The organism is Microcoleus sp. Pol8_D6 (assembly GCF_036700965.1).
Taxonomy (GTDB): Bacteria; Cyanobacteriota; Cyanobacteriia; order Cyanobacteriales; family Microcoleaceae; genus Microcoleus.
Window position 1 is genome coordinate 38,971 of record NZ_JAUBPW010000016.1, and the last position, 23,539, is coordinate 62,509.

Here is a 23,539-nt window from a genome sequence, read left to right on the forward strand (position 1 = left end):
CAATTACCTGGGAAAAATCGGATCTCAGCTATCACAAGTTTGACATTCAAAGAAGTTATGATTAATCTACGCTCGGCGACCTCCGCTGATTTGGATCTGTTACGACACTGGGATGAGCAACCTCACGTAATTTCGTCAGATCCTAACGATGACTGGGCTTGGGAAATAGAACTTGAGCGTGCGCCCGATTGGAGGGAGCAATTAATTGCTGAAATTGATGGTCGTCCCATCGGATTTATCCAAATCATCGATCCGGTACGCGAGGAGACCAACTATTGGGGTGATGTTGCGGCGGATCTTCGTGCTATTGACATTTGGATTGGGGAAGAGGCTGATTTAGGTAAAGGCTATGGAACACAAATGATGCAGCTTGCAATTGTCAGATGTTTTGCAGATCCGGCGGTGAAGGCTGTCCTCGTCGATCCGCTTGCCAATAATACTCGCGCCCACCACTTTTATGAACGTCTTGGCTTTCAATTTATCGAGTCCCGAAAGTTCGGTGACGATGATTGCTTTGTTTATCGCCTGAACCGAGTAGATTGACTCCATGAATTGCTCTCGTATCGCTGTAGCAGCAGTGCGTGAGCGATCGTACAAATCTATAAGTTTTTTTTGAGCTGTGATTGGAAAATATTAGATGATCCTTGACGTAATTGATTAGGAAGTTGTGGTCAGAGTCGCTAAAAATTAAGCTGAGTTCAGGAAAGATTGAACGAGCCGCAGAGGGTGCATAGAGCGCAGAGGAGGAGAAAGAAGAGGGAGCGGAACTTGAGCGTATTGAAAAGTGAAGTGCTTACATAGAGCTAACATAACACGGCATCTCATTACGAAATTCACTGTCTCATGAACGAAGATGCTATGAACAATACCTCCAGAACCGACTGGGCTAGAATCGACGCAATGAGCGACGAAGATATCGATATATCCGATATTCCACCACTGTCGGAGGAGTTTTTTGCTAAAGCGCAATTACGAATGCCTAAGTCGGCTATTACTATGGCATTTGAAGTCGATCCTGAACATTTTCTTGCTTTCAGGCACAAGGAGAAAGTGCCCAACAGCAAATGTCTGTAGCACTTAGGATTTATGCAAATGCACACAAAAACTATGGCGTTTAGGCAGAAACTTGACAATCAGCCTAAATGCCCTATAGTGATATTAGACATAATTTTTCCGTCTAATACATAGTTAAACTGCTAAATATTCGGTTTGAACACAGTTAAAAGTTGATCTGTGGGTAAGTAAGTAACCGGACAAAATTAATTACCTCAAGCCTTTTGAAGAGGCAAGGTTTTTAGGAGGTATTTTAGGTAATTAATTGTGTCCCACTACTTACCGAAAGTTGAGTGGTGATCGCACAGAAAAGCAGTTAGAGTTTAGGCAAGCATAGCGAATCTATTTACATGACTAAAAATTCAGACAAAAACTTAAGAGAATTTATATTGGATACCACCGCAAACATCTCTGATAAATATCTAAGCCAACTCCTGATAGAAATTTTTGGACGGTATAATTATCATCAGGAAATCGCAAAGAAAAACCACAAATTTTTTAGGAATGCAAATTATTTGTTTTCTTTCTTAATTCCTACCTATTCTGCATTTCTTACATATATTGTCAGTACTGACTTCATAAAGTCCAAGGCGATTTTAGGTGTTATCGGACTATTTTTGACTATTCTTACAATTGTCGCATCTATCTTAAAACCTTATGAGAGATGTATCTCTGCTGCTGATGTACTGATTATTTTAAGTGATTGGAAAACAGACATAATAGTTAATTTGGGTAATATTGAATTTGAGCTAGATGAAGCTCAAAAAAGGAAAGCACTTTATGAGCTTTTGCAGAGAAAAGACCAGGAAATTTCAAAAGTAGGAGAAGCTATGATGGAAAACTTGATACTTAAAGGTATCAGCGTTCAAGGAAGTGCAGATAGAGAAAAGAGCTAATTAGGTAAATGTCCATATATTACATCGAGGTGAACGGATGAAAGACTTTTAGTTCATAGTTTCTAGCTTCTGGTTGATCGAGCTGGCTAACCCTGCGTTGGAGGGGATTTCTGAAAGCCTCTGAATACTGAGTCTTAAATGATCTGAAGCCGCTCAACTTGATCGTTATACCAACAGCAAAAGTCCGTTAAAGTTATCTATTTTCAGCCAAGATTTGGCAAGGAAAAATAATCGGCTTATTTGTAAGTCCCGAAAGTGGATAGCCGATCGCACGAGGATAAATAATTGTTAAGCGATCGGAGTATAACACGTCATTGGAGCCGACAAAAGAGATATAACTTCAGTTAAGCTAAAAATACAGAACTTACTCAGGCACGCTACATATAGTGTGCCTGCGTAAGTCTTCTTAAGCAAACTTAATCTTCAAATAATCATCCTCCATCTTCGCCCCCGAAGGTTGTAGCGCCGCTAAAGCTTGCGGCAACACCATATTGCGCCGGTGATTCCCAATCCGAACATTCAACTCATCTCCCGTTTTGCTCAACTGAATTTGATCTTTAGCAATTCCAGGCAAATACAGTTCAAGACTATACTGATTGTTTTCCTGAACAATCCTAATCGTATTTTCTTTGTAATATATTTGACTAGGATCTTCGTCTTTGTAAAGCGTTTCTTTCAAGCGTTCCAAAGCTGGTAAACCGCACATTTCTTCGGAATAAAGCGGTACTTCTTTAACTGGCAGCGGCATGAAATCCGAGTGAATTTCCTGACGGTACTGCTCCTGGCTTTCTTTCCACCGTTTAAAAAATGGGTCAGTTACTTCTGCGGGAATAATCCGGTTAGCTACTACTAAATCTGTGGCTACATTGTACAAACTCAAATAGGCATGAGCCCGCAGAGACTCTTTAATTACCATTTTTTCGGGATTGGTAACTAACCTTACCGAAGTTACAGTATTGTCGGTTAAAATCTTTTCCAAAGCCTCAATTTGTTCGTAAAATTCGTAAGGTGCATCCATCACCTCTTTGTCTGGCAAAGAAAAACCCGCAATTGGTCTAAAAATAGGTTCAACTAAAGGCCGAAGGGCGGCTGATATGCCTTGCAACGGCTTGTAAAATTTTCTCATGTACCAGCCGCCAACTTCCGGCAAACTTAGCAGTCTCAATGCAGTGCCAGTCGGAGCAGAATCGATAATTAAAACATCAAATTCGCCTTCGTCGTAATGCCGCTTCATTCGCACTAAACCGAAGATTTCATCCATTCCTGGCAAGATGGCTAATTCTTCAGCTTGCACCCCTTCGAGTCCCTGCGCTCGCAAGACTTGAGTAATGTAGCGCTTAACGGCTCCCCAATTGCCTTCTAATTCCCTGAGAGCATCTAATTCTGCTCCCCACAAATTCGGTTTCACCAGCCGCGAATCGTGCCCGAGTTCCATGTCAAAGCTGTCGGCTAAGGAGTGAGCGGGATCTGTACTCAGCACTAGCGTTTTGTATCCCAATTCGGCACAGCGCAGCCCAGTCGCAGCGGCTACGGAGGTTTTGCCGACGCCGCCTTTTCCAGTCATTAATATTAAGCGCATTGATTGTTTAGCTCGCCTGAAAGTAGTTTACTCCTATATTGTAACGTTATGTAACGGAAATTAATTTTGTGGGGAATTAATTTGGGCGATCGCGCCGCCGAACATACAACATTTCCCGTGATACACGAAATTGCCGCTATGTCAATATCCGTTAAAATTACTTATCTCAGATATCAATTGCAACAAATAAAAATCCATCAGCGTTCATCTGTGTTTATCTGCTAACGTCTGCGGTTAAAAAAGATCTCTCTCTTGAAATACTATTTTTTATTGCTAAAAAATCTAAGATCAATTCTCAAACATTAGTTTTCAGAGGAAATACAAGCTGTTTGAGCACATCCAACCGCGAACAGTCCCAGTAATCGATGTGAGAAACAATTAAATCATCACTGTTGACTTTAAGTTCGCTCCTTCCGGCGATCGCCATTTTCGGTTTCCAAGGTAGCGGTGCGATCCAGCTCAGAGTCCAGCGAGTTTCGATAGTATCTCCCGATCGCGAAATGCCGTGCAAATCGAGATTTATCTCCTGAAAAAAACTCCCCATAAACCCGATCATTTTGCGGTAGCGATCGATTCCTGTAAATCGATTCACTGGATCTTCAAAATAAACATCTTTTGCATAAATGCCGTAAGTCTGATTGTCAGGAAATCTTTGATAATCGTCTTTGAGAATTTCAATAATGTCCATTATGATTAGCTATTTGCCTTAAATTATTATAATATAGTTTATACCTGCTTGAGAAAAGGCGAACAACTTATGATCGACCTGTACACTTTTACCACACCAAACGGCCGCAAAGTCTCGATCATGCTCGAAGAAATAGGTTTACCCTACAACGTGCACGTCATCGACATCACAAAAAACGACCAATTTAGCCCAGAGTTCATCGCAATCAACCCCAACAGCAAAATTCCGGCGATAGTCGATCGAGATAACGGCATCACCGTCTTCGAGTCGGGCGCTATTCTAATCTATCTTGCTGAAAAAAGCGGTAAATTTATGCCCACAGACAAACAAAAATACTTTCAAGTTATGCAGTGGCTGATGTTTCAAATGGCCAGCGTCGGCCCGATGTTTGGTCAGCTAAACCACTTCAAACGCTTTGCACCCGAACAAATTCCCTATGCGATTGGGCGCTACGAAAAAGAAACCTTGCGCCTCTACGGAGTATTAGACACTCAACTAGCAAAATATGAATATATCTGTGGCGACTATTCTATTGCCGACATTGCTACCTATCCCTGGGTTGCTATTTACGAATTTCAAGGATTAACCCTCGACAACCACCCCCACCTCAAACGTTGGGTAGAAACCTTGCAGAAGCGTCCCGCAGTTGAGCGCGGAATGGCTGTTCCAACATTATAAACCGGGCATCTAAATTATATTTTTGGCAGGGCGGGACACCCCACAAGCAAATTGACTTTTGTGGAACCGGCTAGAAGCCCGTTCTTAATAAACAGCGGGCGGGCTAGAAGCCCAAAGTTTACTGGTTGTGGAACGGGCTTCTAGCCCGTTCAAAAAAAGCCCTCAAACTCAATCAGCGAAATGCTTAATAATCGCCTCAGCAAACTCCGAACACTTCAACTCAGGCACCGGCGGCTCCATCAACCTTGCCAAATCGTAAGTAACTTCACCATTAGAAATTGCCGCTCCCAAACCCTTCTTAATCAAGTCTGCTGCTTCCTGCCATCCCATGTATTCTAACATCATCACCCCGGACAAAATCAGGGAACCGGGATTGACTTTATCCAAACCAGCGTGTTTCGGTGCAGTGCCGTGAGTGGCCTCAAAAACTGCACATTCATCACCAATATTCGCACCAGGGCCCATACCCAATCCACCCACAATGGCGGCGGCCGCATCGGACAAATAATCCCCGTTTAGATTCATTGTCGCCAAAATCGAATACTCGGCCGGTCGGGTTTGAATTTGTTGGAAAATACTGTCAGCAATTCGGTCGTTGACCATAATTTTTTCTTTCCACTGACCGCTGCCGTGAGTCTCCCAAATTGCAAACAGAACGTCGGCTACTTCTTGACGAATTTTGGCTTGTTTTTCTGGCGTCAAAGCATCGTATCCCGGATCTATTTGACGAGCATTATCTTCTAAGCTAATGTCGGGATTTTTTTCTTTGTTGCCGAGAATCCAAGACTCTCTTTCAGTTACGCACTGTTGGCGAAATTCGGTGGTTGCTAATTCATAGCCCCAATCTCGGAAAGCTCCTTCAGTATATTTCATGATGTTGCCTTTGTGCACCAAAGTCACTTGCTGCTTATCTTTCGGCAACCGCAAAGCGTGGGTAATGGCACGCCGTACTAAACGCTGAGAACCTGTTTTGCTAATGGGTTTAATTCCGATGCCAGAATCGAGGCGAATTTGTTTTTTGCCATGTTCTGGTGTTGCTGGAATTAACTCATTATTGAGGAAGTCAATCAATTTTTTGCCGATTTCGCTGCCTTTAGCCCATTCAATTCCGAGGTAAATATCTTCTGTATTTTCCCGGTAAATAATTACGTCTAGGAGTTCAGGAGTTTTGTGTAGCGATGGTGTTCCAGCATAATATTTGCAGGGCCGCACGCAGGCGTAAAGGTCAAAGATTTGCCGCAAAGCTACGTTTAGCGATCGAATGCCGCCCCCGATTGGGGTTGTCAGTGGCCCTTTGATGGCGACTCCGTATTCTTTGATGGCGTCTAAGGAATCCTGGGGCAGATATTGGTAAGTACCGTAGACATCGCAGGCTTCGTCGCCTACATAGATTTTAAACCAGTTGATTTTTCGATCGCCACCGTAAGCCTTTTCTACCGCAGCATCCATGACTTTCTGGGATGCAGGCCACAAGTCAACGCCGGTACCGTCGCCGCGAATGAAGGGAATAATCGGGTCATTGGGGACGATCGGCGAACCGTCTTTGAAAGTAATTTTAGAACCTGTTGTTGGGGCTACAATTTTTTCGTACATATCTTAACAGCGCGGATAGGAATGTTCCCTATTTTGCCACGATTGTCTGCCTAAACCTCAATCAATCCTAAATATTTGTATAAATTTTTGATAACTTGATTTTTCACCGCAGATAATAGCAGATAGACGCAGATAAACGCAGATGTTTTTGGGGATGTCTGCATTTATCTAGGATTTTATTCTTTTTGCATATTCTTCTTCACTATCCATAAAATACACCAGATGACTATAATCACCACAACTATTTTGGAAACCGGGCCGAGATAATCCTCTACAAGTGTATAATTTTCCCCTAGTTTATATCCGGCAAAAGTCAGAAAACTTACCCATAAAAGAGTGCCGCCTGTTGAGTAGATTAAAAAAGGAATTAAAGGCATATTATTGATGCCAGCGGGTAGGGAAATTAGGGTGCGAACTCCGGGTACGAGGCGACATAAAAACACGGCTTTGTTGCCGTGTCTGTTAAACCATCTATTTGCTTTGTCAATATCGGCGCCCGATACTGTGATCCACTTACCGTATTTGTCGGCTAAATTCCTCAAGCGTTCTTCGCTCAATAATTTACCAGCATAGTACCAAGGAAGTGCTCCTAGAACTGTACCAATTACTCCTGCTGCGATCGCCGGTGAAAACTCCATTCTGTTCTGGAATACCGTGAATCCTGCCAGCGGCATAATCAATTCTGAGGGTATGGGGGGGAAAAGATTTTCTAAAAACATCAACAGCCCTATTCCGAGATAGCCCATCGACTGCATTGTGTTAGTTATCCATTCAACCATTTTGATTCACTAATTTGGTAAGAAGAAGTCAGTAGTCATTAGTCATTGTTCGTTCCCTGGCTGTGCCTGGGAACACATATCTAGAGGCTCTGCCTCGACTCCCCTTGAGGGAGGCAGAGCCTCCTTGTATCCATTCCCAGGCCGAGCCCGGAAACGAGAATACTATGATTAAGTGCCCGAAGTCCAAGAGTTTGTGTACTCAATTTGTTCGGCAGTCAAAGTATCAATGTGAATACCCATTGCTTCCAATTTGAGACGGGCAATTTCTTTGTCAACTTCCACAGGGATTGAGTGAATACCAGGCTCTAGTTTGCCTTTGTTCGTAACTAGATATTCGCAGGCTAAAGCTTGGTTAGCAAAGCTCATATCCATCACGGCACTGGGGTGTCCTTCGGCTGCTGCCAAGTTGATCAAACGACCTTCGCCCAACACAATAACCGACTTGCCATTATTGAGGTGATATTCTTGAGTGAAAGACCGGACTGTTTTCACGTCGGTGCTTTTTGCACCGAGGGATTTGAGGTCAATTTCAATGTCGAAGTGACCGGAATTGCAAACAATTGCGCCGTCTTTCATTGTCTCGAAATGTTCGGCACGAATGACGTGTTTGTTGCCGGTAACGGTAATGAATATATCTCCGACTGTTGCTGCTTCGTCCATCGGCATGACGCGGAAACCGTCCATCACTGCTTCGATCGCCCGAATCGGATCGATTTCGGTGACAATTACGTTAGCACCCATACCACGGGCGCGCAGTGCCGTGCCTTTGCCGCACCAACCGTAACCTGCAACCACAATATTTTTACCTGCTAACAAAATATTGGTAGCGCGGATAATGCCGTCTAGGGTAGATTGACCGGTACCGTAGCGGTTGTCGAAGAAGTGCTTGGTGTCGGCGTCGTTGACGTTCATTGCGGGGAAAGTCAGCACGCCGTCTTTCAACATGGCCCGCAGGCGCACGATGCCGGTGGTAGTTTCTTCAGTAGTTCCGATCAAGTCGGAAATTTGGTTCGGGCGGTGTTGGATCAGTGCCGCTACCACGTCGCTGCCGTCGTCGATGATAATATTGGGGCGGTGGTCTAGGGCTGTGTAGACGTGACGTTCGTAGGTAGCCGCATCTTCTCCTTTGAGGGCGAAGACGGAAATGCCGTAGTCTTGAACTAAGCAAGCTGCTACGTCATCTTGAGTGCTCAAGGGGTTGCTGGCGATCAGTACGGCGTCGCCACCGCCGAGTTTGATGGCGATTGCCAAATGAGCGGTTTCTGTGGTTACGTGGCAGCAAGCAGCCAAGCGAATGCCAGCGAAAGGCTTTTCTTTAGCGAAGCGTTCTTGAATTTGCCGTAAAACGGGCATTTCCCGGCCGGCCCACTCGATGCGTTGCTTTCCCAAGGGGGCGAGGGACAAGTCTTTGACTTCGTGTTTAATCTTGACGGATGTAGCAACCATGTATGTTATTTCTCAGAAATCATCAAACTTTGTTAGTTTTAGCAGATTAACCCATCGGTGGGCAAGTGCTGTGATTTTACTCGATCGGGGTCGGCGCTGCTAATCTTAAATTTTGATTGTGTTTTAATGATTAGCGAGCTAGTCGATGGAGTCACCCGCACAGTGAGAGTCAAACATTCTTGTCGGGCGATCGAGCTCAATCTTTTGTGTTAGCGTGGCGTTCTGGAATTATTTGACACTCTCACTTGGGCTGCTGGCAGTTTGAGCGCCTGCGTGATTGCCTTCCCGGCTTGGCGTCCGGCAGATATCATTGGTTTGTTATGACTTGGTTCAGTAGGGATTAGTTTCGCCTTCCAAGACATCTTCAAATACTTTTTAGCGGAAATATTATTGCTGTGGCCCGAACCGTTTGAATTGGGCGATCGGATAATTGTAGAAGGCTTTGAAGGTACTCTTGAAAAGATTTTGCGGCGTTCAACTGGCTCTCCTGAACTTATGGTTACAAGTTTATCTAATCAAAAAAGCAAGCTAATACGCGATTCCTAAAATTATTAAAATTAGACAAACCATACCATTGCTGCATTATCAACTTAATCGGATTGTTGATTCCTTCCATGACTCCACTTGTTGTGGTGCGATCAAGAAAATAGTTGCAAATACCCTCAAAATAATTTTCAATTGTTGATGCAGATTCTCTAAAAAATATTTGTGCATGATTTGGAATTATGTCAATTTTGTAGTGACTAATTAGGGCTTGCTTAATAATCCATCGCTTTCCCAATAACAGGAGCGATATATTCAAGGTCGATTTAATATAAGTCTTTTATGTATTAATCTACTCCTCTTAGAAGGGAAGATTATCATCAATTCCAAAACAGGTGTTCTTTTTCCAAACAGACATGAAAAAACACAAAAAACCCGGCGCCACCAGGTAGAAAGATTCATTACCAAAAAAGTAATTGCAATAACGCTACCAGATTTATTATCAAGTTTAGCCATCACTCGATTCAGACCGAATCGTCGTTTACATTGTCCGAATTTTCCCTCAATCGCGTTGCGAATTCTCTCATCCTCGAACGCTTGCCTCTTTTTTTTCTTTACTCACATTTGCTGGAGGTCTTCCTAAAGGATGCCCACTGATTCTAATTCCTCTTTCTTTACACCAAGCTCGGTTTTCTCGATTTCGATAAATTCGATCTGCATGAACTGACTCTGGATAATATCCTGTGATCCTATGATATGCTTCTACTTATGCTTTTAAGTCCCCAGATTCGTTAAAGTTATCCCAGCTCATCCTGTCTAAGAATACATACCCTTCAAAGCAACTGACTGATAGTTTGGCTCGCATCTCTACGCTTTTTCCGGCTTTTCCTCTGACTATTGGGCGAATGTGGGGCTGACTTAAACTTACTATTTTATCTTCAATACTCTGTTTATTGTTGTCAAATAACCATTGCTGTTTACGATAGCCTTCCGTGAGGACGAGGAAGGTTTTACATTGTTTTTTATTCAAACTTTCTAGGGTCGCACCTGACTCGATTAGCTGTTCAATATGAGCGAGATTTATTTTGATGTATTGGAGTTGCTGCTTAAGGCTCTGTCTTCTTTTATTGCGGGTAGATCGTCTTTTGTTAGCTAAAATTAAGTAGTTTGTTCTGGCAATATTACGGTAGGCTCTGGGTTTTTTATTGGTTTGATATTTGAGTTATTTATACAGGATACCTATAATTTTTTCGGTATGAAATCTGGCTCCGTTTAATAGTCCTAAGTCGGTAGGATAGCTAATGTCGGCTGGGGCCGAGGGAGCATTTATAGCATTTCTTAGAAAGATGAGGTATAAGATAACTGACTTAAACGGAGTGAAAAATATAGAACTTCAAAATGTTATACATATCTCATTAAATGGGGCGCTCTTCGAGCAGTAATCCCTCGACCCGCAGTCACTAGAATGACAACTATCTCAAATTTTAGCAAGGATCACGCATTAGTAAAAATGAAAAGTTATTCTCTTGATTTTAGACAAAAAATTATGGATGTGTAGCATAATGAACCGCTGTCACAAAGAGCAATAGCTAAGCGTTTTTGTGGAGCCTCAGAGTTTTGTCCAAAAATTGGTTAAACAGTATCCTGACACCCAAAACATTGCTCCTCGCGCTGAGCGATGTGGAGTCAAATTAAAACTGAATGCAGAACAACTGCTAATTTTAGCGGAATTGATTGAAGCAAACAATGATGCAACTCTCGAAGAACTCCGTTATTTACTGTATCAAAAAATTGGTTTTACCATCAGCGTAGCAACGATGGGAAGAATGGCAAAACTCTTAAACATGACGAAAGAAAAAAAACTCTTTTCCCGTCAGACAAAGGCACTGACAGGGTTCAGAACCTGCGATACGAGTTCTGGCAAAAAATTAGAGAAGTTTGTTTCAACGAGTTAATATTCATTGAGGAATGTGGAGTAAACTGGGCAATGGTTAGGTTATATGCTCGATCTCTAAAAGGTTCAAGAGCTCTCGTGATCAAAACCGAATAAACGCGGAAGAAATGTCTCAATAATTGGAGCTATATCGGTCAAAGAAGTCCTAACATGAGTTAATTTAATAGGTACAACTGATGGAATTACATTTGAGGCTTTTATTATCCGAAAATTAGTGCCAAAGTTATGGAAAGGTGCTTGTGTAGTGCTGGATAATTGTACTATTCATACCGGAGAAGAAGTAGAAAAAGCCATTAAAGAGAAAGGGGCAAAATTAATATACCTGTCGCCCTATTCGCCCGATTGCTCACAAGCGTGAAAATTTATGGTCAAAACTTAAAAATATTCTCCGTTCTATCAAGAGACCTAATTATAAAGAGTTAGCAAAAGCCCTGACGGGGTGACAACAAGAGTCAAAACCCCGATAGAATCAAGGACATAGCCTTCAAAGCCCTTTGAAAAAATGGCAGCTTGTAACACAACCTTCAATTCCGAGATGCCGTTCACAAAGCAGCAAAAACTCTGCTAAACCAAGGGTGGGGGTTTTTCGTTTGGGAATACAATCTGTTATGCGGATAAAAGGACTTGAACCTTCACTCCTCTCGGAACCAGAACCTAAATCTGGCGCGTCTGCCAATTCCGCCATATCCGCATTTTGACATTTTAATACTATAACACACAACAGAGCGATCAGTCAATCGATTTTAGATTTTAGATTTTAGATTTTAGATAAAACACAGCGACCCACTGATAAATCCGCAGGCGGATGACCAAATTGCTCGATCGCCCAACATCGAGAAACCCGGTCATTTTGGCACACCGGGTTCAATCATGAGTTATCGCCACAGCAATTTTCCGTATGTTTTACTCCTCGCTTACTTTTGACCCAGCGCCTTCCAGGTTGTTTCGTCAACCATGCCGTCAACCGTCAAACCCTTAAATTTCTGAAAGTTCTTGACAGCCGTAGCAGTGCGAGCGCCAAAAATGCCGTCGATCGGGCCCGGATCGTAACCCTGCATTTCCAAACGCACCTGTAGCGTCTTCACCTTGGAACCGACAGCACCTTTATTTAGAAGAGCTGGAGGATTGCCGGCAACAGCAGCATTGCTCAGAATTGGAGCATTGTTCTGCACAGTTTCAGGAGCAGGCGCCGGATCTGCTGCTAAAGCTGTCCAAGTTTCTTTGTCCACAATGCCGTCTGAGTTCAAACCCTTAGACTGCTGAAAGGCACGAACCGCCGATGTAGTGCGAGAGCCATAGGAACCGTCGATCGTCCCCACCTTGAAACTGTGCACCTGCAACCGTTGCTGTATGGCGGCAACTTCTGGCCCGTCAGCTCCGGCCGAGATAGTTTTTTCCTTTCTGACTGGCGCCTGCTCGCCCGCGTAAAAAGGCTTGTTAAACATATCTGCTTCGGACTTTCCATCGGGCGATGCTGACGCACCCGGATCGGCGGGAGCCGTAAAGTCTCTGCGGTACTGTTCCTGCACCAAGGGCTCGGAGTCAAAAGCAGCCATTGCCTTTCGGGTTAAGCCGGGAGCGAGCAGAGCGATCAAGCTGAAAATCGTAACAGTAGTCACACGCATAAATTTCATCCTGTTAGTAAGGTTTGACAAGGTTTCCCTGTTTTCAAGTTTCTAAATCTAATTGTATTACCCGGACAGCTTTCTGAGACATATAGCAAAAGCAAGAAGGAAGAATGCCCTTCTACTTCGCTATCGGGTAAGAAGAAGTCCGAGGCAAGGGGTAATAGACCGCATTGGTTTGAGCCATTAAGAAAGTTCTAAGCGTCTGGCGCGGTTGCTATATCTGCCCCGGTCTCTAGAATTTCAGCACTCGGGACACTAGCACTCACAACTTACCTGTTATAAGTAGGGGCCGGTTCGCACTATTCCTAATAAACCCGCTTGATTCCGAGATGTTTCGTTACCAAAGCTTATATTTTCTTATAAACCACGTCTTTTAGCCTCAGTCTTATGGTACAAAACCTGCCGTCCTTCACAAATCTTTACAGGCGAATTTTCTACAAAGTTGATCTATGAAAAGCGAAGTTTTTTCCTTCAATCTCCCCGTAATATCAATTTCGGTTGTATGGGAATTATTAAACCCCTCTTGACGCAGAGGATACAGAGAAAGGGAAGAGAGAGATGAATAATTGCGATACCAACCGATTGGATATAAAAAGCAAAACTCGCGACTTTATCGATTTGCGTGTTCTGCCAATAAAGCCTTTGCTCTTGGTTTGTAAATGAGATAAAACAGCGATTCTATGTAGCGGAGCATATCTTCGCGGTTTTCCTTGGACGAGTAGTTCCAGAAACCGTAACTCCGCGCCAGCGTCAGCAGCTTGGTAGTATGAATTTTCCAGGTATACGTGCTATAAACTCGCTCAATGCCTCGCGTTGAAATTTCATACCAATAGTTGGGATTGTGTTCGCATTTCGATAAAAAATCTAGAATTTTTTGGGCAGTCTCCTGGTGGTTAGTCGGGTTGATATAAAACCCATTTACGCCATCTTGAATAATTTCCAGCGGGCCACCAAACTGTGTCCCGAAAGTAGGAATACCGGTAATCATTGCTTCGAGAATTGTCAAGCCGAAAGCTTCAAATAAGGCTGGCTGAACAAATATACCTTGGGTGTCGGCAATTACCCGGTAGATTTCGCCGGACAGGCTTTTGGAAAGCCTCACTCCCAACCAGCGAATTTTACCGTGAAGGTTGTATTGGTCGATAATTGCGTAGAGCTTTTTAATTTCTTCTGCTTCTTCGTAATCGTCGGTTTCTTCGACGCGCAGCTTGCCAGCTACTAGAATTAAGTTGCATTTTTCTTGCAATTCCTGGCTTGTTCCGAACAATTGTGCTAAGCCTGTCATGTTTTTAATGCGATCGAGCCGGGCTATCGAAAATAAAGGGCGCTTGTGCGGATCGTCGAGTTTTCCAAAGACTTGTTCCGGGTCTTCTAGAGTAAATAGTAATTCGTTGAGCCGATCGCGATCACCTTGCACCCGGTCTTCTATCCGCGTGTAGGGAAAGTACACACTTTCGTTAACTCCCGGCGGCACGACGTTGAATTTAGGGCTGAACAGTTCAATCCCGTTCACAACGTGGTACAAATCCGGCATGGTAAAACACTTGTAAGATTCGTACTGACCGACACTATCCGGTTTGCCCACAATCTCTTGATAGGTGCTACTGACAATACAATTAGCTGCATTCATAGCAATTATATCGGCCGTAAATTGCAGCGAAAAATGGTATTTTTCCTCTAATTCTTGCCAGTAAAAATTGCTGAGCAAATATTTAGATTTCTCCAGCGCATGGGCAATATTGCACTGAGTAACTTTGAGTTTTCGAGATAGCAAAAACGCTACCAAGTTGCCGTCTGAATAGTTGCCGACAATTAAATCTGGCTTACCATGAAACTCAGCCCACAGTTCTTTTTCTGCATCGATCGCGTAAGTTTCCAAATAAGGCCAAATCTCGAACCTCGAAATCCAATTTTGAGTCAGTTTGGGATTGAACTCCCGGAAGGGAACCCGTAAAATCCAAGCATTTTCTGTGCCGTGAACTTTTTCCAAACGTTTGTTGCAGCGCGTGCCGTCGCTGTTAGGAATTAACCGGGTGAGAATAATTACTTTAGGTTTGACTCCTAAACTATCGAGACCGGCAAGATGAATGTCTTCTTGCAGTTGTTTCTCTAAACTCTTGGCTTGATCGAGGACATAAACTACCTGACCTCCCGTATCCGGTCGCCCCAAAACTCCTTCTTGGCCGAACCAGCCGTGAGGAGAAACTAGGACGATGTTGAAAATCATCGGGATGCGAGAAATAAATGCTTCTAGGGCTTGGGGATCGGGGGCATCAATTAATTCGTCAAGAAGTCCTAGGGTTTCATGCACGCGGGCGGCGGTATTTCCCCAACCTACCTCGAAACCCGTCATTTGCAAAACCCGTCGAAATCTCTCGTAGGATTCTTCTCCAGAAAGTTCGCTAACAAAGGTGAGGGCTTTTTTGACTTGTTCTGAAAGTTGTTCTTGGGATTTTATGCGCTCGTTAATTAGTAATTGTACGCCGTTGTAGCGGTGAATCTGCAAGAAATTAAATAGAGTTTCCTGCCACTGTCTGGCGTCTTGAAAGAGTTTGCTGGACAGGTATCGGTTGAGGAATTGCACTCCTTTGCCGATGTTTTTGGGGTCGCGAATTGTGGGGGAATAATCGTAAAAAGGCCCGAAATCTAGTTCGAGAATGTCGCCTTCTTGGGGGTGAAAGTGGTTGACGAAGCGATCGTCCACATCGAGCAAGTCTTGCACTGTCATCTGCTCAACAGTCAAGTCGTCTGTAACTCGCACTATTTCCATTGTAGCAATTTTTGGTCGCATCAGGACGCAAAGGCTGCCATCTTCGAAGATAATTTCCTGAACGTAGTAAATTAATTTGCTTAAATGAGAAGATTGATGGAACTCTTCAGGCTTTTCGTATTTGGTGCAGTAGGTGGCAAAAGCGTTAACTATGTCGTTTCGCAGTAAATATTTGTTTCTCACAGCGCGCAAATCGCTCACAAACTGACGCAAGTCGGTTTTTTCGTCGCTGGCGATAACAGCCTGAAAGAGTTCCGACATACACACTCCCTTATTTAGGATTTTTGATTTTCGTTGTAAAACTGGGCGATACTTTGTGAGTATCGCCCTTTATTTTTAGGGGGCTACTTTTTTTAATGCCATTTTAAAATCTGCAAAGTGAAGTTGCTATCCCTCAAATGACATAAAATTCCCCGTATTTGTGGCGAATGTAGCGGATAAAGGGATCGATAGTTAAAGGTGAACCTGTAACGCGATCGATCAATTCGACAGCAGTGTATTTGCGGCCGTGCTGGTAGATATTTTGTTTTAGCCAGTCGTGAAGTACACTAAAATTGCCCTGTTCTATTTCTACGGGAATTTCAGGATTGATTTTTACTGCTGTTTCGTAGAATTGAGCGCTCATCAAGTTGCCGAGGGTGTAACCTTGGAACATTCCGCCGATCGTACCAACATACCAGTGAACATCTTGCATCGCGCCTTCGCTATCGGTGGCTGGGACAACGCCGAGGTCGGTTTTATAACGTTCGTTCCAGGCTTCGGGGAGGTCTCGCACTGCTAGTTTTCCCTCTACCATTGCCAATTCTAGGTCAAAGCGGATAGCTACGTGGAGGTTGTAGGTTACTTCGTCGGCGTCGGTGCGGATGAGCGATCGTGAGACTTTGTTAATTGCCCGGTAAAATGCGTCAGTGGATACGTGTCCCAACTGTCGCAAAAATACGCCTTGGAGTTGCGGATAGAAACATTCCCAAAAACCGCGGCTGCGGCCGACCAAATTTTCCCAAAGTCGCGATTGACTTTCGTGGACGCCGGAGGAAATGCCGCCTGCCAGAAGCGTGCCTTCAAATTCCGGGGAATTTCCGAGTTCGTAGAGGGCATGCCCGGCTTCGTGGATGCTGCTGAAGAGTGCTTGATCCAAGTGGTCTTCATAGACGCGGGTGGTAATTCGTACGTCGTCTATGGAGAAGTTGGTCATGAACGGGTGCAGGGTGGTGTCTTGCCGTCCCCGTTGGAAGTCGTACCCCATGCGTTCTACGACTTTACGGGTGAATTCTAGTTGCTGGGATTCTGGGAAGTCTTGGTGCAAGCAGGAGTCGTCGGCGGGAGGTTGGGAGGTGATGGCTTCGACTATCGGCACTAATTCTTCACGCAGTTTGGCGAAAAGCGGGCGCAGCAGAGATACTTTCATGCCGTAGTCGCTACGATCGATCAAAGGATCGGCAATGTGTTCGTAGCCGGGGAAAAAGTCGGCGTATTGCCTGCTTAATTCTAGGGTTTTTTCTAGATACGGCTCGACTGCTGCGAAATTATTGGCTGCCCTGGCTGCGGCCCAAGCTTCGTAGCTGTCGGCTTGGTGGCGACAGAGTGCGGACATGAAGGTTGCGGGGACCCTGGAGGCGCGATCGTAGTCTCTGCGGGCTATGCGGATCAGGCTGGCTGCGGTGGAGTCGTAGGGGAGGGTTTGTTCGTAGAAACGCAAGTCTTCTAGGAGTTCACCTATTTTGGGGTCGGTAAATTTTTCGTGGGATATTTGTTTGAGAGTAGCCAACTGGCGGCCTCTGGCATTTGCACCTTTGGCGGGCATATAAGTTGATTGATCCCAATGCAGCAGCGACGAGGCTGATTCGATGTCGTTAACTTCTCTGAGGTGGGCTGCCAGTTGAGCGAATTTTGCTTGAGTTTTGTCTAGGGTTTGCATGATTGGGGTTTATGGTGCTGTTTTGCCTACAAAGGTTGCAGTGCGGCATCCGTCTCCATCAATCATTGCTACCCTGAAATCAAGCTAAAAACCGCACTTCTTCCCGTATTGTACGCAATTTAGAGTCATTTTTGCACAATTTCCGGTATTTATGCGGATTGAGTTCGATCGCCTTGGACAAGTTTTCGATCGCCAGCCGGATGCTTGTAGCTACAAGTTCGGGGCTGTTTGTGAGTTCGCCTGTTTGTTTTTCCAGGGCGTACACGCAAGCTTTTTGATAGTACAGGTTGGGATCGTCGGGTGTGAGTGCGATGATTTTATCGTAGGAGGCGATCGCTTCGGTAAATCGTTGAATTTTTTTGAGGGCTACGGCGCGGTTGTACCAGGCTTCGGTGTTGTCTGGCTGCAACTCTAGGGTTTTGTCCCAAGAGGCTATTGCTTCTTCCAAGCGTTGTAAGTTTGCGAAGGCTAAGCCACGGTTATAAAAGGTTTCGCTGTCGTTTGGGTTGAGTGCGAGGGCTTTGTCCCAGGATGCGATCGCTGATTCAAATTGTCCCATTTGTGCGATCGCCTTGCCGCGTTTGTTCCAGGCTTCGGCGGAATTCGGCCGCAGTTGCAGAGTTTTGTCGTAGGAGGCGACGGCTTCCGGGTAGAGTTTTTCATCGGCTAGGGCTAAGCCTCGGTTGTACCAAGCTTGATGCAAATTTGGTTTGAGTTCGATCGCTTTGTCGTAGGAGGCGATCGCGGCTGTATTTTCGTCGGATTTTCTCAGGGCAAATGCTTTGTTGTACCAAGCTTCGCAGTAGTCTGGTTTGATTGCTATAGCTTTCTCGTAAGATGCGATCGCTTCTGATAATTTCTCTAAGCTGACGAGGGTGTTGCCGCGGTTCGTCCAAGCTTCGGGGTAGCTGGGGTTGAGTTCGATCGCCTTTTCGTATGATGTGATCGCTTCTGAGAGTCTATTGAGCTTCCGCAAAACGTTGGCGCGGTTATACCACGCTTCGGGATTGTTTGGTTTGATTTGTAGGGATTTGTTGTAGGCGGCGATCGCTTCTTCTAGCTGGCCCATTTTTTTGAGGGCTACGCCTTGGTTGTACCAGGCTTCATAAAATTTTGGTTCAAGTTCGATCGCTTCTTCCCAAGATTCGATCGCTGCTTGGAATCGTCCCATTGCTTCTAGGGCGTTGCCGCGATCGTAAAATGTTTGAGCCTTTTGGGTGTTGACTGCTATGGATTTTTCCCCTGAGTCGATCGGCTTTTCTATGCTGGCTAATTGTTGCAAGGGGTTTCACCTCTTTATTTTCTGTCTAATTGATTCTTTTCTTTTTTATATGCGATCTTTTTCGCCTTTGAGTGCTTTGGATCGCGACTATTTGGTTATTTATGGCTATTTTACAAGAATTTGGGAATTTTTTCAATTTTTTTTCATTCTCATGCTAGAGCTGGGATTGGGAAGTATAGATTAATACTAATTTTTTGAGAAGACTGCGTAGAAAAGAGGAAAGGGCGATCGGGCTGACAGGATTACGTTAAAAGCACAAATAACCGCGATCGCCATAAACCCGATTTTTCAAACAAACCGGGGTTATGAGCATTTATTCGGGGTTAAATGCTATCTGGATCGATGTTCAATTCGCGGAGTTTAGCAGCTAAACGTTGAGTTCTTTGGTCTGCTTGTTCGGCTCTTTGGTCTGCTTGTTCGGCTCTTTGGTCTGCTTGTTCGGCTCTTTGGTCTGCTTGTTGTAGCCGCTGACGATCTAATAACCTCTCTTCTTCTAATTCCGCATAGGAAAGAAACTTTTCTCCATTAGGTCTATAAATTTCTAACCCATCTTCTCCCAACTCAAATCGTACACCTAATCTCGGACTAATCCATCCCTCCATCGGCTCAATAACTTCTAAATCTCCCTCAATTCTTTGCCAACCTTCCAACTCATTTCTTTGTGGATCGTAAAGGTAATACTCCTCAACTCCATGACGCTGGTAAAATGAAAGTTTTTTATTCATTTTAGTGTTGCTGTCGTTATGGGAGCGAATCTCAAAGACGACTTGAGGGCCAATATTATCCTCTCGATATTGTATGTAGGAAAGGCGATCGCCCTTTGGCCTCCCAAATATCACCATCGTATCAGGTGCTTGAGAAATCTCAGGTCTCCCCTCAACGGGATACCACAGTAAATCGGCGGCTACAAAAACGTTTGGGTCATCTTTAAACAGCGATTCGCAACCTTCTTTGATTTTGACAATTAATTCATATTGAATTGTGCTTTCTGCCATTGGTTGACCGTCGCTGGAAGGATAAATGATTTCTTCGGTTGTGACTTGCATAGTGTTTGTCTCCGAGAAGTATCTAGGTTTAATTGTACTATTTATTCAGATAACCCGGCGGTTGAAACCGCGTCTATACAAACCAACTCCCTCTCTAAGAGACTAAGAAATAAGGGAGATCTTTAAGCTAGATATGGTTTACCGTCAGCTATGGTATAAATGTCTTCTTCGGCGTCTAGGATCGAACTAAAATTAGGCTCGATCGCTACTGTTTTAATCCATGCAGGGTCGTGGAAGGGCAAGCCATCAGCTAAAGTGTACATATCTTCCGCTGAGTTTCTTAGGGAATCAAATGCTGGATTTGCGATCGCAGCTTTTAACCATTGATATTCTTCTAGTTTTGCTTTGTAAATTAGGGCAGCTTCTAGTGCTTCCAATCGCTTCAATTCTGCATAAGTAATGATAGCAGCGATCGCCCTTCCTTCCTGTTCTATGACAATTCGTTCTCCAGTATCCTCAACGCGGGCGATGAGTTCGGGAAATCTGTCATTGGTTAGATTGACATTTAGTTGAGTCATCTTTTACGTCGCTATTAATTCTCCTATTATATCGTGTTCATTAGCTTCGTTGAATTGAAAAGTGTTTTTGATGCTGTAGGGGCGAGTTTTACAAACAAGAATTGCCTCAAACCAACAATTTCATAAACCCACCCCGCCCAAGGGCAAATCCCTATCCTTGAATCAATGCTTGAAACCCAGTATGCGATCGCACGCTGTCAAAATCTGAGTCAGTTTTTGCCATTTCTCGGTATTTGTCAGGATTTAGATTAATTGCTTGCTGCAAATTCTGAATTGCTTGGTCAATCTGACCGTTTAACGCATAGCTGCAAGCTTTACTATAAAATGCTTCCTGGTCATCTGGTTTGATTTCTAAGGCTTTGTCGTAAGAGGCGATCGCCTCTTCCCATCTTCCTAAATCCTCCAGTGCAACGCCCCGATGATACCAGGCTTTGTAATAATCTGGTTTGAATTTTAAGGCTTTGTCAAAAGAGGCGATCTCTTCTTCCCATATTTTTAAATTATACAGTGCAACGCCCCGATAGTACCAGGCTTGGTCATTATGTGATTTTAATTCTAAGACTGTTTTGCCCAAGGAGGGGAGCTTTTTTTTCAATCTTCCTAAATTACCCAGTGCAATGCCCCAGGAGGCGAGCTTTTCTTTCAATCTTCCTAAATTACCCAGTGCAATGCCCCGATTGTTCCAGGCTTCGCTATCATCTGGCTTTAATTCTAAGGCTTTGTCGTAGAAGGCGATCGCTGCTTCAAATCTTCCTAAAGAAAGCAGTTCTATGTCCCTATCGAACCTGGTTTCGTGATAATCTGGTTTTAATTCTAAGGCTTTGTCGTAGGAGGCGAGCGCTTCTTCCCAGCTTCCTAAAGAAAGCAGTGCTATGCCCCGATTGTACCATGCTTCGTGATAATCTGGTTTGATTTCTAAGGCTTGGTCATAAGAAGCGATCGCTTCTTCTAATCTTCCTAAATCCTCCAGTGCAGCGCCCCTATTGTACCAGGCTTGGTGTAAATCTGGTTTTATTTCTAAGGCTTTGTTGTAGGAGTAAATCGCTTCTTCCCATCTCCATAAATCATTCAGTGCAATGCCCCGATTATTCCAGGATTCGTCATCATCTGGTTTTAATTCTAAGGCTTTGTCGTAGGAGGCGAGCGCTTCTTCCCAGCTTCCTAAAGAAAGCAGTGCATAGCCCAGATTGTACCAGGCTACGTGTAAATATGGTTTTAATTCTAAGGGTTTGTCGTAGGAGGCGAGCGCTTCTTTCCATCTTCCTAAATTACCCAGTGCATTGCCGCGATTATACCAGGCTGCGTATAATAAATATCGTTTTAAGTCACAGGCGTTGTCGTAGGATACGACCACATCTTCAAACAAGCCTAAATTACCCAGTGTATTGCCACGATCGTACCAAGCTGCGTGTAAAGATGGTTTGAATTCTGAGGCTTTGTCATAGGAGGCGAGCGCTGCTTCAAATCTTGCTAACTTAGCCAGTGCATAGCCAGGTTCGACCCAGGCTTCATCTTTATCTGGTGGGAATTCTAAGGCTTTGTTGTAGGAGGCTATCACTTCTTCAAACAAGCCTAAAGAACCCAGTGTAACGCCCCGATTGCACCAGGGGTTGTCATCATGTGGTTTTAATTCTAAGGCTTTGTCGTAGGAGGCGAGCGATTCATCAAATCTTCCTGAACTATCCAGTGCATTTCCCCGATCGTTGCAGCCTTCTGGATCGGGTTTCATTTCTAAAGCTTCGTCCAAAAAGGCGGTTGCTTTTTCAAACCAGCCTAAGCCTAAATTGTATATTTCCTTCCAATCAATCATTTATAACCTCCTGGATAAAGTTGTGTAAGACAACGTGAAATTGCTTAATTCCTTTAATCAGCCGAGGAATTTTTTAAGAATCTTAAAGTATTTTTTGCAAGTTCAATGTTGATCCAGACTAACATAACCCAACTAAGCTGACCATACCTGAGCAGCCGTCAGCACTAATTCTGGAAAAGTGGGTGAAACAATTGGTTCGTTATCTCTAAACTGAGTGCGCTGATATTTGCCTTCAGTATTTACCGAAAAAACCAATACCGTCGTAATTTTCAGGTTTCCCAAATACTCTCTTTTTCCCATTGCTAAATAATCAATAATCAGTATTCAGCAATGCCTAAACGTTCGTATTCATCTAGCTTGTCAACATAATCATCTTCCCAATTAGTTGATACTACCTCGACAGCTAATGAATGGGCGAGTCGTGTGCAGCATAAGCTTTGCGTTCAGCACGCCACAAAGTGCGATCGATAACACTGACATCAGGCACTCGTCCTTGTTCAGTACCTTCTTTTGTGGTAGTTTTGATGGTGATGCCTCGTTTTACTACATAATTGAGTTTCAGGCGATCGCTCTCTTGATAAAATTGTCTGTCTGTAAATTCACCAATATCATCATGATTTCGGGTAATTGCTATTTTGACAATTTCTCGGTTCACCAATTCTTAAAGACTATCTTCCGGGCTAATTGCAATAAATTCGTTAAAATTCAATAGGTATTTGGTAGTTGCAATCATATTATTTAATTCTCTCCAAACGTGACCTTACTAAATCGCCAAATAATTAATAATTCGTAGGTTCGCATTGCACACCTTACTGATAATTAGTTGGTGGGGGCGGGTTTTTGAGATTGTCGGTTTGAGGCAATTCTTGTTTGTAAAACCCGCCCCTACAGCATTTATCAGGCTTGGTATTTTTTCAGAATAGCAACTTTTTCGGGGAAGATTTCGATCGCCATTTTGTCATCATAACGAGTCGCGAGCGATCGCCTCACCTCGCCCAAAAACAGCGGCTGCGACAGCCCAGGTTCAGGATGTACAACTGTACGAACCCTGATTGTCATGTAGTCTCTGCCGCGTCCAGAGCGCCCTGGAGAGTACAAATCAGCAGCCGCTTGCTGCATCGTTGCTTCTAATTCCGATTCCGTGATCGTAGGTGGCACAGTAACTACTGTTTGAGCGCCGCCTGTATCGTAAACTAAAGAATAGCGAACTGCACCCGGAATTTCTGTACGGGAAAACAGTCCCAAACCCAGACCGAATATACTCGCAGCAATCACGCCCATAAAGCTTGTCACTCCTACCAATCGGAAGCGAAAACCCCATTTGAAGATAAATGCTATAACAGTTAGAATAGCCAAGGCTACTGTTAGAATTCCCGCCCATTGGGCGTACATTAAAAGGTTAGAATTTACGCTCATTT

24 protein-coding genes, 1 tRNA gene and 2 pseudogenes are annotated in these 23,539 nt (G+C 44.0%); 8 read left to right on the forward strand and 19 right to left on the reverse strand.

What is annotated here, in order from left to right; translation table 11 throughout:
- Positions 1-39: 39 nt before the first annotated feature.
- The 3 genes from QUA10_RS09250 (at position 40) to QUA10_RS09260 (ending at position 1,949) form a co-directional block, all read left to right on the forward strand.
- A complete protein-coding gene (locus tag QUA10_RS09250; protein WP_333086226.1) occupies positions 40-543 on the forward strand; it encodes a GNAT family N-acetyltransferase in 504 nt (167 codons plus the stop codon).
- 300 nt (positions 544-843) lie between these two features.
- Positions 844-1,074: a hypothetical protein gene (locus QUA10_RS09255; RefSeq protein ID WP_333082572.1), complete on the forward strand. Its 231-nt coding sequence runs from the start codon at positions 844-846 to the stop codon at positions 1,072-1,074.
- Positions 1,075-1,403: 329 nt separating this feature from the next.
- Positions 1,404-1,949 carry a hypothetical protein gene (locus QUA10_RS09260; protein ID WP_333082573.1) on the forward strand — a complete coding sequence of 182 codons (546 nt, stop codon included), beginning with the start codon at positions 1,404-1,406 and terminating at the stop codon, positions 1,947-1,949.
- Between the two features lie 406 nt (positions 1,950-2,355).
- Here QUA10_RS09260 and QUA10_RS09265 read toward each other — a convergent pair whose 3' ends face one another.
- Entirely contained in the window at positions 2,356-3,528 is a 1,173-nt protein-coding gene (locus tag QUA10_RS09265; RefSeq protein WP_333082574.1) for a TRC40/GET3/ArsA family transport-energizing ATPase, read from the reverse strand.
- Between the two features lie 66 nt (positions 3,529-3,594).
- On the opposite strand from QUA10_RS09265, the gene QUA10_RS09270 reads away from it, so the two are divergent.
- Positions 3,595-3,753 (forward strand): hypothetical protein, encoded by a 159-nt coding sequence (locus QUA10_RS09270; RefSeq protein WP_333086227.1) that lies wholly within the window; start codon positions 3,595-3,597, stop codon positions 3,751-3,753.
- Between the two features lie 70 nt (positions 3,754-3,823).
- Here QUA10_RS09270 and QUA10_RS09275 read toward each other — a convergent pair whose 3' ends face one another.
- Complete coding sequence (locus QUA10_RS09275; protein ID WP_333082575.1) at positions 3,824-4,216, reverse strand: DUF2358 domain-containing protein; 393 nt, start codon at positions 4,214-4,216, stop codon at positions 3,824-3,826.
- 69 nt (positions 4,217-4,285) lie between these two features.
- Here QUA10_RS09275 and QUA10_RS09280 point away from each other — a divergent pair, with 69 nt between their 5' ends.
- Positions 4,286-4,894 carry a glutathione S-transferase N-terminal domain-containing protein gene (locus QUA10_RS09280; protein WP_333082576.1) on the forward strand — a complete coding sequence of 203 codons (609 nt, stop codon included), beginning with the start codon at positions 4,286-4,288 and terminating at the stop codon, positions 4,892-4,894.
- A 168-nt stretch (positions 4,895-5,062) separates the two neighbouring features.
- Here the strand turns inward: QUA10_RS09280 and QUA10_RS09285 are convergent, their stop codons facing one another.
- The 3 genes from QUA10_RS09285 to ahcY all read right to left on the reverse strand — a co-directional run bounded on the left by QUA10_RS09285 (position 5,063) and on the right by ahcY (position 8,712).
- Positions 5,063-6,487, reverse strand: a complete 1,425-nt coding sequence (locus QUA10_RS09285; RefSeq protein WP_333082577.1) for an NADP-dependent isocitrate dehydrogenase — start codon at positions 6,485-6,487, stop codon at positions 5,063-5,065.
- A gap of 176 nt (positions 6,488-6,663) precedes the next feature.
- The gene (locus QUA10_RS09290) at positions 6,664-7,266 is read right to left on the reverse strand and encodes a DedA family protein (RefSeq protein ID WP_333082578.1); all 603 of its coding nucleotides are present in this window, start codon (positions 7,264-7,266) and stop codon (positions 6,664-6,666) included.
- Between the two features lie 168 nt (positions 7,267-7,434).
- On the reverse strand, positions 7,435-8,712 hold the full coding sequence (gene ahcY / locus QUA10_RS09295) for an adenosylhomocysteinase (RefSeq protein WP_333082580.1): 1,278 nt from the start codon (positions 8,710-8,712) through the stop codon (positions 7,435-7,437).
- Between the two features lie 360 nt (positions 8,713-9,072).
- Between ahcY and QUA10_RS09300 the strand changes: the two genes are divergently transcribed.
- Positions 9,073-9,258, forward strand: coding sequence for a mechanosensitive ion channel domain-containing protein (locus QUA10_RS09300; protein WP_333082615.1), 186 nt, complete (start codon positions 9,073-9,075; stop codon positions 9,256-9,258).
- Here QUA10_RS09300 and QUA10_RS09305 read toward each other — a convergent pair.
- On the reverse strand, positions 9,224-9,514 hold the full coding sequence (locus QUA10_RS09305; RefSeq protein ID WP_333082581.1) for a transposase: 291 nt from the start codon (positions 9,512-9,514) through the stop codon (positions 9,224-9,226). The two genes, QUA10_RS09300 and QUA10_RS09305, sit on opposite strands and share 35 nt — an antisense overlap.
- Positions 9,511-10,525, reverse strand: a pseudogene (locus tag QUA10_RS09310) (transposase); the annotation flags it as partial. The gene QUA10_RS09305 and the pseudogene QUA10_RS09310, both read right to left, overlap by 4 nt.
- 298 nt (positions 10,526-10,823) lie before the next feature.
- Between QUA10_RS09310 and QUA10_RS09315 the strand changes: the two are divergent.
- Together QUA10_RS09315 and QUA10_RS29090 are read left to right on the forward strand one after the other, a co-directional pair.
- Entirely contained in the window at positions 10,824-11,150 is a 327-nt protein-coding gene (locus QUA10_RS09315; RefSeq protein ID WP_333086228.1) for a hypothetical protein, read from the forward strand.
- Positions 11,151-11,312: 162 nt separating this feature from the next.
- A complete protein-coding gene (locus tag QUA10_RS29090; RefSeq protein ID WP_445243572.1) occupies positions 11,313-11,507 on the forward strand; it encodes a transposase in 195 nt (64 codons plus the stop codon).
- A gap of 251 nt (positions 11,508-11,758) precedes the next feature.
- Here the strand turns inward: QUA10_RS29090 and QUA10_RS09320 are convergent.
- The 12 genes and pseudogenes from QUA10_RS09320 to QUA10_RS09375 form a co-directional block, all read right to left on the reverse strand.
- A tRNA-Leu gene (locus QUA10_RS09320) sits at positions 11,759-11,840 on the reverse strand.
- Positions 11,841-12,063: 223 nt separating this feature from the next.
- Complete coding sequence (locus QUA10_RS09325) at positions 12,064-12,774, reverse strand: peptidoglycan-binding protein (protein WP_333082584.1); 711 nt, start codon at positions 12,772-12,774, stop codon at positions 12,064-12,066.
- A 613-nt stretch (positions 12,775-13,387) separates the two neighbouring features.
- The gene (locus tag QUA10_RS09330; RefSeq protein ID WP_333082585.1) at positions 13,388-15,808 is read right to left on the reverse strand and encodes a sucrose synthase; all 2,421 of its coding nucleotides are present in this window, start codon (positions 15,806-15,808) and stop codon (positions 13,388-13,390) included.
- Between the two features lie 133 nt (positions 15,809-15,941).
- Complete coding sequence (locus QUA10_RS09335) at positions 15,942-17,465, reverse strand: carboxypeptidase M32 (protein ID WP_333082586.1); 1,524 nt, start codon at positions 17,463-17,465, stop codon at positions 15,942-15,944.
- A gap of 79 nt (positions 17,466-17,544) precedes the next feature.
- Entirely contained in the window at positions 17,545-18,747 is a 1,203-nt protein-coding gene (locus tag QUA10_RS09340) for a tetratricopeptide repeat protein (RefSeq protein ID WP_333082587.1), read from the reverse strand.
- A 323-nt stretch (positions 18,748-19,070) separates the two neighbouring features.
- Positions 19,071-19,793, reverse strand: coding sequence for a Uma2 family endonuclease (locus QUA10_RS09345; RefSeq protein WP_333082588.1), 723 nt, complete (start codon positions 19,791-19,793; stop codon positions 19,071-19,073).
- A gap of 122 nt (positions 19,794-19,915) precedes the next feature.
- Positions 19,916-20,311: a type II toxin-antitoxin system Phd/YefM family antitoxin gene (locus QUA10_RS09350; RefSeq protein WP_333082589.1), complete on the reverse strand. Its 396-nt coding sequence runs from the start codon at positions 20,309-20,311 to the stop codon at positions 19,916-19,918.
- A 151-nt stretch (positions 20,312-20,462) separates the two neighbouring features.
- A complete protein-coding gene (locus tag QUA10_RS09355; RefSeq protein ID WP_333082590.1) occupies positions 20,463-22,121 on the reverse strand; it encodes a tetratricopeptide repeat protein in 1,659 nt (552 codons plus the stop codon).
- A gap of 132 nt (positions 22,122-22,253) precedes the next feature.
- The gene (locus tag QUA10_RS09360) at positions 22,254-22,421 is read right to left on the reverse strand and encodes a Uma2 family endonuclease (RefSeq protein WP_333082591.1); all 168 of its coding nucleotides are present in this window, start codon (positions 22,419-22,421) and stop codon (positions 22,254-22,256) included.
- Between the two features lie 17 nt (positions 22,422-22,438).
- Positions 22,439-22,489, reverse strand: a pseudogene (locus QUA10_RS09365) (hypothetical protein); the annotation flags it as partial.
- Between the two features lie 35 nt (positions 22,490-22,524).
- Positions 22,525-22,776 (reverse strand): hypothetical protein, encoded by a 252-nt coding sequence (locus QUA10_RS09370; RefSeq protein WP_333082592.1) that lies wholly within the window; start codon positions 22,774-22,776, stop codon positions 22,525-22,527.
- Positions 22,777-23,018: 242 nt separating this feature from the next.
- Positions 23,019-23,537, reverse strand: a complete 519-nt coding sequence (locus QUA10_RS09375) for a Ycf51 family protein (RefSeq protein WP_333082593.1) — start codon at positions 23,535-23,537, stop codon at positions 23,019-23,021.
- Positions 23,538-23,539: the final 2 nt, after the last annotated feature.

Bases quoted from the DNA above. Each gene is read 5' to 3' on its own strand.
- QUA10_RS09255 (WP_333082572.1), top strand. From the start codon at position 844: ATGAACGAAGATGCTATGAACAATACCTCCAGAACCGACTGGGCTAGA.
- QUA10_RS09260 (WP_333082573.1), top strand. From the start codon at position 1,404: ATGACTAAAAATTCAGACAAAAACTTAAGAGAATTTATATTGGATACC.
- QUA10_RS09265 (WP_333082574.1), bottom strand. From the start codon at position 3,528: ATGCGCTTAATATTAATGACTGGAAAAGGCGGCGTCGGCAAAACCTCC.
- QUA10_RS09275 (WP_333082575.1), bottom strand. From the start codon at position 4,216: ATGGACATTATTGAAATTCTCAAAGACGATTATCAAAGATTTCCTGAC.
- QUA10_RS09280 (WP_333082576.1), top strand. From the start codon at position 4,286: ATGATCGACCTGTACACTTTTACCACACCAAACGGCCGCAAAGTCTCG.
- QUA10_RS09285 (WP_333082577.1), bottom strand. From the start codon at position 6,487: ATGTACGAAAAAATTGTAGCCCCAACAACAGGTTCTAAAATTACTTTC.
- QUA10_RS09290 (WP_333082578.1), bottom strand. From the start codon at position 7,266: ATGGTTGAATGGATAACTAACACAATGCAGTCGATGGGCTATCTCGGA.
- ahcY (WP_333082580.1), bottom strand. From the start codon at position 8,712: ATGGTTGCTACATCCGTCAAGATTAAACACGAAGTCAAAGACTTGTCC.
- QUA10_RS09325 (WP_333082584.1), bottom strand. From the start codon at position 12,774: ATGCGTGTGACTACTGTTACGATTTTCAGCTTGATCGCTCTGCTCGCT.
- QUA10_RS09330 (WP_333082585.1), bottom strand. From the start codon at position 15,808: ATGTCGGAACTCTTTCAGGCTGTTATCGCCAGCGACGAAAAAACCGAC.
- QUA10_RS09335 (WP_333082586.1), bottom strand. From the start codon at position 17,465: ATGCAAACCCTAGACAAAACTCAAGCAAAATTCGCTCAACTGGCAGCC.
- QUA10_RS09345 (WP_333082588.1), bottom strand. From the start codon at position 19,793: ATGCAAGTCACAACCGAAGAAATCATTTATCCTTCCAGCGACGGTCAA.
- QUA10_RS09350 (WP_333082589.1), bottom strand. From the start codon at position 20,311: ATGACTCAACTAAATGTCAATCTAACCAATGACAGATTTCCCGAACTC.
- QUA10_RS09355 (WP_333082590.1), bottom strand. From the start codon at position 22,121: ATGATTGATTGGAAGGAAATATACAATTTAGGCTTAGGCTGGTTTGAA.
- QUA10_RS09360 (WP_333082591.1), bottom strand. From the start codon at position 22,421: ATGGGAAAAAGAGAGTATTTGGGAAACCTGAAAATTACGACGGTATTG.
- QUA10_RS09375 (WP_333082593.1), bottom strand. From the start codon at position 23,537: ATGAGCGTAAATTCTAACCTTTTAATGTACGCCCAATGGGCGGGAATT.